Origin of the sequence: Paraburkholderia sp. RHO2 (genome assembly GCF_050955445.1) — a bacterium.
In the GTDB taxonomy this organism is placed as follows: domain Bacteria; phylum Actinomycetota; class Actinomycetes; order Mycobacteriales; family Mycobacteriaceae; genus Prescottella; species Prescottella agglutinans_A.
This window is the reverse complement of record NZ_CP162617.1, coordinates 737,946-752,168: the sequence shown is the minus strand read 5'-3', so window position 1 is coordinate 752,168 and position 14,223 is coordinate 737,946. Positions and strand designations below refer to the sequence as shown.

Annotated in this window: 10 protein-coding genes; 4 read left to right on the top strand and 6 right to left on the bottom strand. The window is 69.2% G+C overall.

Going from position 1 to position 14,223, the window contains the following annotated elements:
• The first annotated feature begins 79 nt into the window (after positions 1-79).
• Together ABTV10_RS03390 and ABTV10_RS03385 are read left to right on the top strand one after the other, a co-directional pair.
• A complete protein-coding gene (locus tag ABTV10_RS03390) occupies positions 80-2,419 on the top strand; it encodes an arylsulfatase (protein ID WP_499032544.1) in 2,340 nt (779 codons plus the stop codon).
• An 80-nt stretch (positions 2,420-2,499) separates the two neighbouring features.
• Complete coding sequence (locus ABTV10_RS03385; RefSeq protein ID WP_499028866.1) at positions 2,500-3,669, top strand: IS30 family transposase; 1,170 nt, start codon at positions 2,500-2,502, stop codon at positions 3,667-3,669.
• A 49-nt stretch (positions 3,670-3,718) separates the two neighbouring features.
• On the opposite strand, the gene ABTV10_RS03380 is transcribed toward ABTV10_RS03385, so the two are convergent.
• The 6 genes from ABTV10_RS03380 to ABTV10_RS03355 form a co-directional block, all read right to left on the bottom strand.
• A complete protein-coding gene (locus ABTV10_RS03380) occupies positions 3,719-4,888 on the bottom strand; it encodes a lipid-transfer protein (RefSeq protein ID WP_499032541.1) in 1,170 nt (389 codons plus the stop codon).
• A complete protein-coding gene (locus ABTV10_RS03375; protein WP_433609793.1) occupies positions 4,885-5,295 on the bottom strand; it encodes a MaoC family dehydratase in 411 nt (136 codons plus the stop codon). Before ABTV10_RS03375 ends, ABTV10_RS03380 begins: the two co-directional genes overlap by 4 nt.
• Positions 5,296-6,315 carry a bifunctional MaoC family dehydratase N-terminal/OB-fold nucleic acid binding domain-containing protein gene (locus ABTV10_RS03370; protein WP_499032537.1) on the bottom strand — a complete coding sequence of 340 codons (1,020 nt, stop codon included), beginning with the start codon at positions 6,313-6,315 and terminating at the stop codon, positions 5,296-5,298.
• Positions 6,312-7,460, bottom strand: coding sequence for an acyl-CoA dehydrogenase family protein (locus ABTV10_RS03365; RefSeq protein WP_433609789.1), 1,149 nt, complete (start codon positions 7,458-7,460; stop codon positions 6,312-6,314). The genes ABTV10_RS03370 and ABTV10_RS03365 overlap by 4 nt, the downstream gene beginning before the upstream one ends.
• Entirely contained in the window at positions 7,445-8,518 is a 1,074-nt protein-coding gene (locus tag ABTV10_RS03360) for an acyl-CoA dehydrogenase family protein (RefSeq protein WP_499032534.1), read from the bottom strand. The genes ABTV10_RS03365 and ABTV10_RS03360 overlap by 16 nt, the downstream gene beginning before the upstream one ends.
• Before the next feature lie 129 nt (positions 8,519-8,647).
• Positions 8,648-10,849: an acyl-CoA dehydrogenase family protein gene (locus ABTV10_RS03355; RefSeq protein WP_499032532.1), complete on the bottom strand. Its 2,202-nt coding sequence runs from the start codon at positions 10,847-10,849 to the stop codon at positions 8,648-8,650.
• Between the two features lie 93 nt (positions 10,850-10,942).
• On the opposite strand from ABTV10_RS03355, the gene kstR reads away from it, so the two are divergent.
• Positions 10,943-11,581, top strand: a complete 639-nt coding sequence (kstR, locus tag ABTV10_RS03350) for a cholesterol catabolism transcriptional regulator KstR (RefSeq protein WP_127917607.1) — start codon at positions 10,943-10,945, stop codon at positions 11,579-11,581.
• A gap of 68 nt (positions 11,582-11,649) precedes the next feature.
• Positions 11,650-14,211, top strand: coding sequence for a trehalose-phosphatase (gene otsB, locus ABTV10_RS03345; RefSeq protein ID WP_499032528.1), 2,562 nt, complete (start codon positions 11,650-11,652; stop codon positions 14,209-14,211).
• The last annotated feature ends 12 nt before the right edge of the window (positions 14,212-14,223 follow it).

The window sequence follows — 14,223 nt, the reverse complement described above, 5'->3', positions numbered from 1 at the left end:
GAGAGACTAGTAAGGCAGCGCTTTAAGGGTCAAGGCGCAGCCTGTACCCACCCCGTTCCACCGCCCAGAGAGGTGCACCGTGAACCGTCATACGATCCCCATCGTCCGCACCGAACCATCGGTCTCGACTGCGGTCGACTACCGCAACCAGAAGGAACCGTTCACCCGACCGCAACCGGTCCGGCCGCCGGCCGGCGCACCGAACGTCCTGCTCGTGATGCTCGACGACGTCGGCTTCGGCGCCCCGTCCGCGTTCGGCGGCCCGTGCCGCACCCCCACCGCCGAGCGGCTGGCCGCCTACGGCGTCAAGTTCACGCGCTTCCACACCACCGCCCTGTGCTCGCCGACTCGGGCCGCGACGCTCACGGGACGTAACCATCACAGCGTCGGCTTCGGAGTGATCGCCGAACAGGCCACGGCTGCAGCGGGTTACAACGGTACCCGTCCCGACTCGGCGGCGACGGTGGCCCGCGTCCTGCAGGGCAACGGCTACGCGACGGGCGCCTTCGGGAAGATGCACCAGACACCGACGTGGGAGATCAGCGAGGCCGGGCCGTTCGACCGCTGGCCCACCCGTGAGGGCTTCGACCGCTTCTACGGCTTCCTCGGCGCCGAGTCGGACCAGTTCTCACCGGTCCTCTACCAGGACTTCACCGTCGTCGATCCGCCCCGGTCACCCGAGCAGGGCTACCACATGTCGGAGGACCTGGTCGACCGCGCGATCGAGTGGATCGAGTCGGTCGGCACCATGGACCCGGACAAGCCGTGGTTCTGCTACCTGCCGTTCGGCGCCTGCCACGCGCCGCTGCAGGTGCCCGACAGCTACCTCGACAAGTACCGGGGCGAATTCGACCACGGCTGGGACCGGCAGCGGGAGATCACCCTCGACAAGCAGAAGCAGCTCGGGGTGGTCCCGCCGGAGACCGAACTCGCCCCGTGGGCCCCGGATCTGCCGCACTGGGACACGCTGGACGACAACCAGAAGACGGTCTCCGCTCGCCTGATGGAGTTGTACGCGGCGTTCCTCGAGCACACCGACGACCAGGTCGGACGGCTCGTCGACCGGCTGCAGGAGCTGGGCGCGCTCGACAACACGCTCGTGCTCTACATGCTCGGCGACAACGGCGCCTCCGCAGAGGGCGGCATGGAGGGCTCGTTCAACTACCTCGCCGGGCTCAACGGCTACAAGCAGACGACCACAGAGATGCTCGAGCGTTTCGACGAACTCGGCACGTCGACGAGCTACCCGCACTATCCGGCATCGTGGGCGATGGCGCTCGACACCCCCTATCAGTGGACCAAGCAGGCGGCGTCCCACTACGGCGGCACCCGCAACGGCCTGATCGCGCACTGGCCCAAGGGAATCACCGACACCGGCCTCCGGCACCAGTGGCATCACTGCGTGGACATCACGCCGACGATCCTGGAGGCGGCGGGCGTCCCGGCGCCGGGCACCGTCGATGGTGTGCCACAGAAGCCGATGGAGGGTGTCGCGATGAACTACACGTTCGCCGATGCCGACGCCGTCGACCGGCATACCACCCAGTACTTCGAGATCTTCGGCAACCGCGGAATCTACGATCACGGGTGGACCGCAGTGACTCTGCACCGGGCGCCGTGGCTGGTGGCAGCGTACAACGTGAATCTGCCGACGTTCGACGAAGATCGGTGGGAGCTGTACGACACGAGTGTCGACTGGTCGCAGGCCCGCGACCTCGCCGCAGAGTTCCCCGAGAAGCTCGAGGAGCTGAAGCAGAAGTTCCTGGTCGAGGCCGCCCGGTACCAGGTGCTGCCGCTCGACGACCGCACGGTGACGAGAAACGCTGCGCCGCATGATCGTCCGCCGCATCCGCTTCGGGGACGCACGAGCATCACTCTGTACCCGCACATGCACGGCCTGCCGGAGAAGGCGGCGCCGCCGTTCTTCAACCGGTCGTACGTGATCACCGCGTCGCTCGAGACCGGCGGCAGTCCGTGCGAGGGAATCCTGGCAAGTCTCGGTGGCCGTTTCGGCGGCCTCGCGCTGTACGTCACCGATTCGAAGCCGGTGTTCTGCTACAACTTCAGCGGCGGCGGGCAGACGTTCGTGCGGCCGGACGTGGAAGTGACCGCGGACACCCGTGAGGTTCGCCTCGAATTCGATTACGACGGAGGAGGAATCGGACTCGGAGGCACGGCCCGCCTGTCCGTCGACGGGGTCGAGGTGGGCAGCGCCCGCATCGAACAGACCACGCGCGCGATCTTCAGTATGAACGAGCAACTCGACATCGGCGTCAATCGCGGCAGCCCGGTGTGCGACGACATCGTGGGCCGGTTCGCGTTCACCGGACGCCTGCACCACGTCCGCATCGATCTGCCGGGCGAGGACCGCCCGGAGACGGCCGACGAGCGGCGGCGAGTCGCGCTGGCGACGCACTAGGCGCTACGCGCCCGTGCGCCTTTCGGTAGGGCGAGTTCAATCGGTCGTTGCAACATCCCTGATCCTGGAGGGTGTTGCAGATGGTGTGGATCGGTCGGCCGCCGGCGCCGGCGCATGCTCGGCTGAAGTTCTGGCAGTGCCGTAGCGAGGGCGCGTCGACGGCAGCGGCCGCGGGTGCGGCATCGGTGGCGTATTCGACGGCGCAGCGGTGGCTGGTGGCGTCCGGTGGGGTTCGTCCCCGCCGGACGCCACCACCGTCGGGCCGGTACCTGTCCCTCGAGGATCGTGAGACGCTCTCCGAACTGCTGCAGGCCGGAAAGAAGCAACACGAGATCGCCGCGGCGTTGGGGCGGTCCCCGTCGACGATCAGCCGAGAGATCGCCCGGGGCACGAACAAGCGTGGCTACTACATCGCCTCCACAGCGCACCGGGCCGCCCAAGCGCGGGCGAAACGACCGAAACCAGCGAAGCTGAACTCGTGCGAGCGGCTGCGGACGTTCGTGCAGTCCCGGCTCGGGAAGAATCATTCTCCGGAGCAGATCTCACGCGCCTTGGTGCGTGAGTTCCCCGACGATCCGGAGATGCGTGTGTCCCACGAAACGATCTACCTCTCGCTCTATGTCCAGGCCCGCGGAGGACTCAAACGGGAACTGACACAGCATCTTCGGACCGGAAGGGTGTTGCGTCAGGGTAGCCGCAAGCCCGACGAGCGGCGGGGCCGGATCCCCGACATGATCAACATTTCCGAGCGTCCCGCCGAGGCCGGGGACCGGGCCGTGCCCGGCCACTGGGAGGGCGATCTGATCATGGGTGCCGGCAACCGGTCCGCGATCGGCACCCTGGTCGAACGTTCCACCCGGTTCGTGATGCTGCTGCACCTGCCCGACGGTCACTCCGCCGAACACGTCAACGTCGCGATGGCCGCCAAGATCCGGGAACTGCCCGCTGCACTGGCCCGCTCGATCACCTGGGACCAGGGCACCGAGATGACCCGGCACGCCCAGTTCACCGTCGACACCGGCGTCCAGGTCTACTTCTGCGACCCCCGCTCACCCTGGCAGCGCGGCTCGAACGAGAACACCAACGGACTGCTGCGCCAGTACTTCCCCAAGGGCACCGACCTGGCCGTTCACACCGCCGAGCGCCTGCAGTTCGTCGCCGACGAACTCAACGAACGGCCCCGCAAGACGCTCGACTGGCATACTCCAGCCGAGCGTCTCGACGAGGCCCTCGTTGCAACGACCGCATGAATCCGCCTAGTGGGGACCACCAGAAAGGCGCACGGGCGTTGCCGGCGCCTTATGCCCTCAGCACCAGTCCCGAAGTGGGAACACCGGTTCCGGCGGTGACGAGGACGTTCTCGACGTCCGGCACCTGGTTGACGGAGGTGCCGCGGATCTGCCGCACGCCCTCGGCGATGCCGTTCATGCCGTGGATGTACGCCTCGCCCAGCTGGCCGCCGTGGGTGTTGATCGGCAGCCGTCCACCCAGCTCGATGGCGCCGTCGGCGATGAAGTCCCGGGCCTCGCCGCGACCGCAGAAGCCGAGTTCCTCCAGCTGCATGAGCACGTACGGGGTGAAGTGGTCGTACAGCACCGCGGTCTGCATGTCCGACGGCCGCAGCCCGGACTGCTCCCACAGCTGATCGCCGACCAGCCCCATCTCCGGCAGACCGGTCAGGCCGTCGCGGTAGTAGCTGGTCATGATGTACTGGTCCACCCCGCTGCCCTGCGCGGCCGCCGCGATGATCGCCGGCTTGTTCGGCAGATCCTTGGCCCGCTCGGGCGACGTCACCACGATCGCGATGCCGCCGTCGGACTCCTGGCAGCAGTCCAGCAGGTGCAGCGGTTCGGCGATGAACCGTGAGTTCTGGTGGTCCTCGAGGGTGATCGGCTTGCCGTAGAAGAACGCCTTGGGGTTGGTGGCGGCGTGCTTGCGGTCGGCGACGGCGACGCGGCCGAAGTCCTCACTGGTGGCGCCGTACACGTGCATGTACCGCTGGGCGACCATCGCCACGAACGACGCCGGCGTGCCCAGCCCGTGCGGGTACGAGAACGCGTTGTCGGTGCCCGACGAGTTGACCTGCTGCACCAGCCCGGCATTGACCTGGCCGAAGCGGGCGCCCGAGCGCTCGTTGAACGCCCGGTACGCCACCACCACGTCGGCGACACCGGTCGCGACGGCCATCGCGGCCTGCTGGATGGTGGCGCACGCCGCGCCGCCCCCGTAGTGGATCCGGCTGAAGAACTTCAGGTTCGGGATGCCCACCGAACGGGCAACCGCCGCTTCGGTGTTGGTGTCCATCGTGAACGACGTGAGACCGTCGACGTCCGACGGCTTCAGTCCCGCGTCGTCGAGCGCCGCCTGGACGGCCTCGGCGGCGAGTCGCAGTTCGCTGCGTCCCGAGTCCTTCGAGAAGTCGGTGGCACCGATGCCGACGATCGCGGCCTTGCCGGACAGCCCGCTCATGCGCCGTCTCCGTTCATGACGAGAGTGACCGTGGACGTGATGTGGTCGCCCAGGCTGTCGGTGCCGACCACCTTGATGGTCACCAGGCCGTCCTCAGTGGCGACGACCTCACCGGACAGGTTCAGCGTGTCGTAGGCGTACCACGGCACACCCAGGCGCAGCTTGATCGACGTGATCCGTGCCCGCGGGCCCGCCCAGTCGGTGACGAACCGCTGCACCAGCCCGGTGTCGGTGAGGATGTTGACGAAGATGTCCTTGGACCCGCGCTGCTGCGCCTTGTCCCGGTCGTGGTGGACGTCCTGGAAGTCCCTGGTGGCCAACGCCGTAGAAACGATGAACGTGGGGTCCCCGTAGATCGACAGGCCCGGCAGCTTGTCTCCGACGGAGATGTCGAGTGCGCTGGTCATCTACGACTCCTTCACCGGACGCCATGCATACAGCGTCCAGGGCTCGTTACCGGTCTCGTCATCGCCCGGGAAGTCCAGGTAGTGCGCCTCCACCGGCATCCCCACCGCGACCTCGGACGGGTCGACGTCGCGCAGCTCGCCGAGCATGCGTACGCCCTCCGCGAGTTCGACGAGCGCCACCACGAACGGCAGCGACCGACCCGGCACCTTGGGTGCGTGGTGGACGACGAAGCTGAAGACGGTGCCGCGCCCGGAGGCGACGACGTAGTCGGTGGTCTCGGTCTTGTCCTTCCACAGCGCCGGCACCGGCGGGTGCTGCAGCGACCCGTCGGGTCGTTGCTGGATCCGCAGTTCGTGGGCGGCCACGCCGTCCCAGAAGAACTGGGTGTCCCGCGACGGTGTCGGACGCAGCATGCGCGACGGATCGAGGTCCTCGGGGGCCGAGGCGGTTTCGGCGACCGCGGACGCCTGCTGTGTCTTTGCCGGAGGCGCGAACTTGAGGATCCGGAACAGCATCTCGGCGACGACCTCGTCGCCGACCTTCCACAGGTTGCGGGTGGTGAAGAACCAGCCCTCGCCGAGCCCCGTCTTCTTGGGGCCGACGACGTCCTCGAGCGTCGACTCGATGGTCACCTCCTCGCCCGGACGGAGGTAACGGTGGTAGATCTGGTCGCAGTTGGTGGCGACCACCGACGTGTACCCGGCGTCGTCGAGGATCTGCGTCATCCGGCCCAGCGGATCGTCCTCCTCGCGGACCGCGCCGAGACCCCGCATGGTCCACACCTGCGCCATCGCGGGCGGCGCGACGAGGCCGCCGTGGCCCGCAGCAACGGCGGCGTTCTCGTCCACGTAGATCGGGTTCTCGTCGCCGATCGCCTCGAGCCAGTTGCGGATCATCGGCATGTTGATCGGGTCGCGGCCGGCGCGCGGCTTGCTCGCCCCACCTGCCTTGACCTGCTCGGCCCCGGCCAGAATCTGTGCGGCCCGGCTGTTTTCGTCGGACACGGTGTTGTCGGTCATCGCGGCACCTTCGGCAATCCCAGTCCGGCCACGGCGATGAGTTCGCGCATGACCTCGTTCACGCCACCACCGAACGTGATGACCACGTTTCGCTTCACCTGGACGTCGAGCCACCGCATGAGCGCCGCGGTCTCCGGGTCACCCGGGTCGCCGTGGGCGCCGACGATCTCGTCCGCGATCCGGCCCACGCGCTGAATGCGTTCGGTCGCAAAGACCTTGGTGGCCGATGCGTCAGCGATGTCGACGTCGCCGGTGGCCGCCGCGACCTGCCAGTTGAGCAGTTCGTTGAGGCGGTAGGTGGCGTGGATCTCGCCGAGTCCGCGACGGACGTCGGGCAGGTCCAGCAGGTCCCGCTTCGCGGCCCAGTCGTAGACCTTCTCGTACAGGCCCGCGACACGGCCGGCCGGGCCCAGCATGACGCGCTCGTGGTTGAGCTGCGTCGTGATGAGCCTCCAGCCCTTGTTCTCCTCGCCGACGAGCATGCTCGCCGGAACCCGGACGTCGGTGTAGTACGTGGCGTTGACGTGGTGTGCGCCGTCGGCGGTGATGATCGGGGTCCAGGTGAATCCCGGATCCTTGGTGTCGACGATGAGGATCGAGATGCCGCGATGCCGCGACTCGGCGTCGCCGGTGCGGACCGCGAGCCAGATGTAGTCGGCGTCGTGGCCGCCGGTGGTGAAGATCTTCTGGCCGTTGACGACATACTCATCGCCGTCGCGCACCGCGGTCGTGCGCAGTGCCGCCAGGTCGGTGCCGGCGTCGGGCTCGGAGTAGCCGATCGCGAAGTGCACCTCGCCGGCGAGGATCGCCGGCAGGAACTTGCGCTTCTGCTCCTCGGTTCCGTACACCTGCAGCGTCGGGCCGACGGTCTGCAGGGTGACCGACGGCAGCGGAACATCCGCGCGCACAGCCTCGTTGACGAAGATCTGCTGCTCGATCTCGCCGAAGCCACGGCCGCCGAACTCGACCGGCCAGCCCACGCCGAGCCAGCCGTCCTTGCCCATCCGGCGGATGACCTCGCGGTAGGTGGGGCCGTGACGCTCGGTCAGCATGATCTCGGCTTCGGCCGGCGAGATCAGTCCGGAGAAGTAGCGGCGCAGTTCCGCCTGCAGCTCACGCTGCTCGGGTGTCAGATCGATGAACACCGGGCCCCCACGAGGTCGAGTCGGTACGAGGCACCGCCGACGAGGCGAGCCAGGTCTTTGGCAATGGAGAAGTAGCGGTGCATCGGGTACGTGACGTCCACGCCGATGCCGCCGTGCAGGTGGTGCAGCGTCCGCATCGCGGCCGGCACCTCCGTCGCGATCCAGTACGCCAGCACGTCGAGATCGTCTGCGGCGTCAAGGCCCTCGGACACCCGCCACGCCGACGCGAGCGCCGAGACGTGCAGCGTCCGGGACGTGACGTAGACGTCGGCGATCTGCTGGGCCACCGCCTGGAAGGCGGCGAGAGGCTTGCCGAACTGCTCACGCGTGGTGAGGTGCTCGGCGGCCAGGCCGGTGGCGCCGGCGAGCAGGCCGTCGGCATACGCACCGATGCTCGCGAGCGCGATCCGATACAGCGTCGCGACACCGTCGAGTCCTCCACCGAGGACGTCGGCGGCGGGCACGCGCACCGCGTCCAGTCGGACCGAGAACTCCGGTCCCCCGGCCGAAGTCGCACTCTTGGTGAGCGTGACGCCCGGCGCGTCCGGGGCCACGGGCACGACACCGGCGTCGGTGGGCACCAGGATGCGGTGCGCGATGTCCGCGAACGGAACGGCGATCTTGAGGCCGGTCACGACGACGTCGGCACCGTCCGCGACGGCGGTCGTCGACGGCAGCGCCGGGAACGCCGCGCCCTGCTCGGCGAGTCCCGCGGTGAGCACCCGGCCGGCCGCGACACCGTCGAGCAGCGCATCCTGCTGCTCGGTCGAGCCGAGCGCGAGCACGGGCAGCACACCGAAACCGAGGGTCGCGAGCGCCGGAACCGGCGCGGCACCGCGACCGATCTCGGTGAGCATCGTCGTCACCTCGAGCACGCCGAGTCCGTCGCCGTCGAGCCGCTCGGGCACCGCGAGCGAGAGCAGGTCCGCCTTCGCGAGGGCCTGCCACAGCTCGGGGCTGAAACCACCGGTGTCGGCGGGATCGGTGTGCTCGCGGGCCAACAGGCCCACGACGATCTCCGCCACCGTTTCTTGAGTCTGATCCAGAGTGAAATCCACGCTGCCAATCCCGCCTACGATTTAGAACGTGTTCTTGTTGTATCACCTGCAGCTTAGCGAATAAAGAGCCCGGCCCCACGAGAACAGGTTCACCGCCGTTCCCGTGGGGCCGGGCCCCGGTCACCGATGTCAGCTGCGGGGCAGCCCCAGGAGTTGCTCGGCCGCGACCGTGAGCAGGATCTGTGTGGTGCCGCCGGCGATCGACAGGCACCGCGTGTTGAGGAACTCCCGCGTGAGCGGACCCTCGACCCACCCGGCCTCGCCGGCGAGCTCGACGGCGAACTCCGCGACGCCCTGACGGTTGCGGACGCCGACGAGCTTGCGCACGCTCGACGCCGGACCGGGGTCCTGACCGTCGAGCTGGCGCAGCGTCGTGCGCAGCTCGAGCAGCGACCCGACGAGCGCCTCGGCGATCAGCGCGCCCAGATGGTCGGCGGTCACGGCGTCGGGGTCGCCCGCGAGCTCGAGCAGTTCCTCGACGGCCTTGCCGAGCGACGACCCGCCGCTCATCGCTACCCGCTCGTTCGCCAGCGTGGTGCGGGCCAGCTTCCAGCCGCCGTTCACCTGCCCGACGACGCACTCGTCCGGGATGAACACGTCGTCGAGGAACACCTCGTTGAACAGCGCGTCACCGGTGATCTCCCGCAGCGGCGAGATCCGGATCCCGGCCGTGCGCATGTCGAGGAGGAAGTACGTGATGCCCTTGTGCTTGGGCGCGTCCTTGTCCGTGCGGGCCAGGCAGATGCCCCAATCGGCCTCGCGGGCGAGCGACGTCCACACCTTCTGCCCGTTGAGCTTCCAGCCGCCGTCGACCTTCTCCGCGGTGGTGCGCAGCGACGCCAGGTCCGAGCCCGCCCCGGGCTCGCTGAACAGCTGGCACCACGTGATCTCGCCACGCAGCGTCGGCAGCGCGAACCGCTCGATCTGCTCGGGGCTGCCGTGCTCGAGGACGGTCGGCACCGCCCACCAGCCGATGACGAGGTCGGGTCGGTCGACACCGGCGGCGGACATCTCCTCGGCGATCAGGATCTGCTCGGCCGCGCTCGCACCGCGCCCGTAGGGCCGCGGCCAGTGCGGCGCGGCGTATCCGGACTCGGCGACCGCGACGCGGCGCTCGGCCTCCGGCACCGCCGCGAGGGCGGCGACCTCGTCGCGGATCGCGGCCCGCCCGGACTCGGCCTGCGGGTCGAGTTCGGACAGGTCGATCGTCAGGTGACGACGCGCCCCGGCCCGGGTCAGCTCGGTCACCCGAGCGCGCCAGACGTTGCTGCCGCCCAGGAACTGCTTGTTCGAGACCGCGCGACGCAGGTAGAAGTGCGCGTCGTGCTCCCACGTGAAACCGATGCCGCCGAGGACCTGGATGCAGTCCTTGGCGTTCTGGACGGCCGCGTCCAACGCGACGGCCGCGGCAACGGCCGCGGCGATCGGCAGTTCGGACGTGCCGGCGTGGCCGGTGTCCGGGTCCGGCAGCGCGTCCTCGGCCGCGACGGCCGCATCCCACGCGACGGCACGCGCCTGCTCGACGCGGCACAGCATCTCGGCGCACAGGTGCTTGATCGCCTGGAAGGAGCCGATCGGCTTGCCGAACTGCTCACGGATCTTGGCGTACTCGACCGCGGTCCGCAGGCTCCAGCCCGCCACGCCGGCCGCCTCGGCCGCGATGAGCGTGGCAGCGAGGTCGCGCACGAGTTCCTGCGCGACGCCGGTGACGATGCGGTCCGGGGACACGACGACGCCCTCGCAGCGCACGCGCGCGGTGGCGCGACTCTTGTCGAGGATGTCGAGCGGCGAGGTCGTCAGCCCCGGCGCGGCGCCGTCGATCAGGCACCACACCGTATCGGCGGCGGTGTCGCCGGCGCGGACCGGCACGAGCACCGAGACGCCGGGCTCGCCGCCCAGCGCGTTGCCCGCGTCGCCGCTGAGGACGAGCCCACCGTCGGCGTCCGCGGTGGCGGACAGCGCCGCGGCGTCGAGCACGACCGAGATCGGCAGCTCGCCTTCGGCGATCTGCCCGGCCCACTGCTTCGCGACGGCGCCCGCGCTGCGGCCGAGAACCAGGCCGGCGAGCGCGGTCGGGAGAATTGGGCCGCCCACAAGTTCAGTTGCGGCCTGTTCCAACATCGCGGCGAGGTCGACGATCTGGCCGCCGACGCCGCCGACCGACTCGGGGACACCCACCGCGAACAGCCCCAGCTCGGCCATCGACGGCCACGACCGGCGCCAGAAATCAGCAGGTCCCTCGCGTAAAATGGCAACCGGGGTCGCCGAGCGAGCCCACGCCTGAATCGACTCCTGGACGGCCTTCTGTTCGTCGGTCGTGGCGATTGTCACAACGGCTACCCGCCTCTCATGGATGACATTTTCATCTAGAACGTGTTCTAATATGTTCGGCCGTCAAGAGTCAAGGCGTGAAGGAAACTGTCGATGACCACCTCATCTCGATCCCGTTCTGCAGGGGGCCCGGTCTCGACCCTCAGCGACGACGATCTCAGCTCCAACGCTCAGCGCGAGCGTCGTAAGAGGATCCTCGACGCCACCCTCGCGCTCGCCTCCAAGGGCGGCTACGAGGCCGTGCAGATGCGGGCCGTGGCCGAGCGTGCGGACGTCGCCGTGGGCACGCTGTACCGCTACTTCCCGTCGAAGGTGCACCTGCTGGTGTCGGCCCTCGCGCGCGAGTTCGAACGGATCGAGTCGAAGGGCAAGATTCCCCCGGGCCGCAGCCCGCTCGAACGGATGCAGCTGATCCTCGGCCAGATCACCAAGGCGATGCAGCGCGACCCGCTCCTCACCGAGGCCATGACCCGCGCGTTCATGTTCGCCGACGCGTCGGCGGCCGCGGAGGTCGATCAGGTCGGCAAGCTCATGGACACGCTGTTCGCGCGCGCCATGACCGACGGCGTGCCAACCGAGGAGGAGCTCGCGATCGCACGCGTCATCAGCGACGTGTGGCTGTCGAATCTCGTGGCGTGGCTCACCCGCCGTTCCTCGGCGACCGATGTCGCCAAGCGCCTGGAACTCACCGTCGAACTGCTCCTCGGCGACGGATCCAAGACGCCCGTGTGACCTGCCGTCGGCGCGCTGTGGCCAAACGCGACGCGCCACCGCGGCGCTGATCGCTTAGGTTTGAGACTGTGAGCGCTCTGGATCTGCCGATCGAACTCCGCCGGGCCCTGGCCACCGTGGCCCGGACCCCGCGCCTGCTGGTGGCGTCCGACTACGACGGCACCATGGCCCCCATCGTCAACGATCCGGAGAAGGCGTATCCGCACGCCGAGTCGGTGCGGGCGCTGCGGGCCCTCGCCGGACTCGCCGCCACCACCGCGGCCGTCATCTCCGGACGCGCCCTCAAGGACCTGGCGACGCTGTCGCGACTGCCGGTCGAGGTGCAGTTGGTCGGTAGCCACGGCTCGGAGTTCGACGTCGGGTTCATCCACGCGATCGACGCGAACGCCCGCAAGCTGCTGCGCGAGATCACCTCGGAGCTGTCCCGGATCGCGGACATGTACCCGGGCGTGACCGTCGAGACCAAGCCGGCGAGCACGGCACTGCACGTACGCAATGCCAGTCCCGAGGTGGGCGCGAAGGCGCTCGCCGCGGTGCACGCCGAGGCCGCACTGTGGACCGGCGTGCAGGTCACCGAGGGCAAGTCCGTCGTCGAACTCGCCGTCATCGCCACCGACAAGGGCAACGCGCTCGACATCCTCCGCCACCAGGAGGGCGCGACCGCCGCCGTGTTCTTCGGCGACGACGTCACCGACGAGAAGGCGTTCGCCCGGCTGCAGGGGCCGGACGTCGGCATCAAGGTCGGCGAGAACGACACGCTCGCCCAGTACCGGGTCGACTCCACCGAGGACGTCGCGGCCGCCCTGGCGTTCCTGCTCGAGGAGCGCCGCACGTGGCTCTCCGGCGCGGACGCCCCGCCCATCGAGCGGTTGACGATGCTGGCGAGCCCCCGGTCGGTCGCGCTGATCACGCCCGACGCGAACATGACCTGGCTGTGCCACCCCGAACCCGACTCGGCCGCCGTATTCGCCCACTTGCTGGGCGGCACCGAGGCCGGGCACTTCAGCGTGGGACCGCAACGCGCGGCGCTACCGCTGAGTCAGCAGTACCTCGACGGCACCATGACGGTGCAGACCCGCTGGGCCAGCCTCACCGTCACCGACTACCTGCCGCACGACGTCCAGCCGAGCCGCACCGACCTCACGCGCGTCATCACGGGCCGCGCGAAGGCGGTCGTCAGCTTCGCACCCCGCCCGGAGTTCGGCCAGGTTCCGGTGTCGCTCGAACCCGATGTCGACGGGCTGCGGGTGTTCGGCACCAACGAACCGATGGTGCTGCGCTCCCCCGGCGTCCGCTGGAACATCACCACCGACGGCACCCAGCAGACCGCGTTCGCGGTCGTCGACCCGTCACAGGGTCCGGTCATTCTCGAACTGCGTTGCGGCACTGAGGATCTGGGTCCTTCACAGATCTCGGAGCCGGAACGCCGAGAACTGGCCGAGTCGTACTGGCGGGACTGGGTGCACACGCTCGACCTGCCGCCGCTCAAGCCGGATCTGATGAAGCGGTCGGCTCTCACGCTGCGCGGACTGGTGCACGCGCCGAGCGGATCGATCCTCGCGGCGGCCACGACGTCGCTGCCCGAGGAGATCGGCGGCGTCCGCAACTGGGACTACCGCTACTGCTGGCTGCGCGACGCGGCACTGACGGCGTCGGCGTTGGTGAGCCTGGGCTCCCTCGAGGAGGCCGAGAACTACCTCGAGTGGGTGCACGGCGTGCTGGAGACGCTGCACGGCCCGGAGCGGCTGCACCCGCTCTACACGCTGTACGGCACCGGCCTGCCGCCGGAGGCGGTGATCGATTCGCTCCCCGGATATGCGGGATCCCGTCCGGTGCGTGTGGGCAACGCCGCGAACCAGCAGGTCCAACTGGACGTGTTCGGCCCCATCGTCGATCTGATCTCGAGCCTGGCGCACGCGCGCGAGAAGAAGGGCATCACCGGATCGGACGCGCTCACCGACCGCGACTGGGAGCTGGTGTCCGCGATGGTCGAGGCGGTCGAGCGGCGCTGGAGCGAACCCGATCACGGCATCTGGGAGATCCGCGACAACCCCCGCCACCACGTGTACTCGAAGGTGATGGGCTGGCTCACCGTCGACCGGGCGCTGACACTGGCCGAGAACTTCGGCCGTCCGGCGCGAGAGACGTGGGCGGCGCTGCGCAGCGAGATCGCCGAGGAGGTGACCGAGAAGGGCTGGAACGCGGACGTCGAGTCGTACACCGCGGCCTACGACGGCACCGACCTCGACGCGGCGACGCTGCACATCGGGCTGTCCGGGCTGATCGACCCGAAGGACGAGCGGTTCGCCGCGACCGTGGTGGCGACGGAACGGGAACTGCGCAGCGGGTCGACCGTGTACCGGTACCACCACGACGACGGGCTGCCGGGCATCGAGGGCGGATTCCACCTGTGCGCCGCCTGGCTGGTGGAGGCGTACCTGCTGATCGGCCAGCGGTCCGATGCGGAGGCCCTGTTCAAGCAGTTGGTGAGCGCCGCCGGGCCCACCGGGTTGCTGGCCGAGGAGTACGACCCGGTCGCCGAGCGTTCCCTGGGCAACCACCCGCAGGCGTACAGCCACCTCGGTCTGCTGCGCTGTGCGCAGCTGCTGAGCGCGGACGCCCAGCGGTAGGACGGGAGCAGC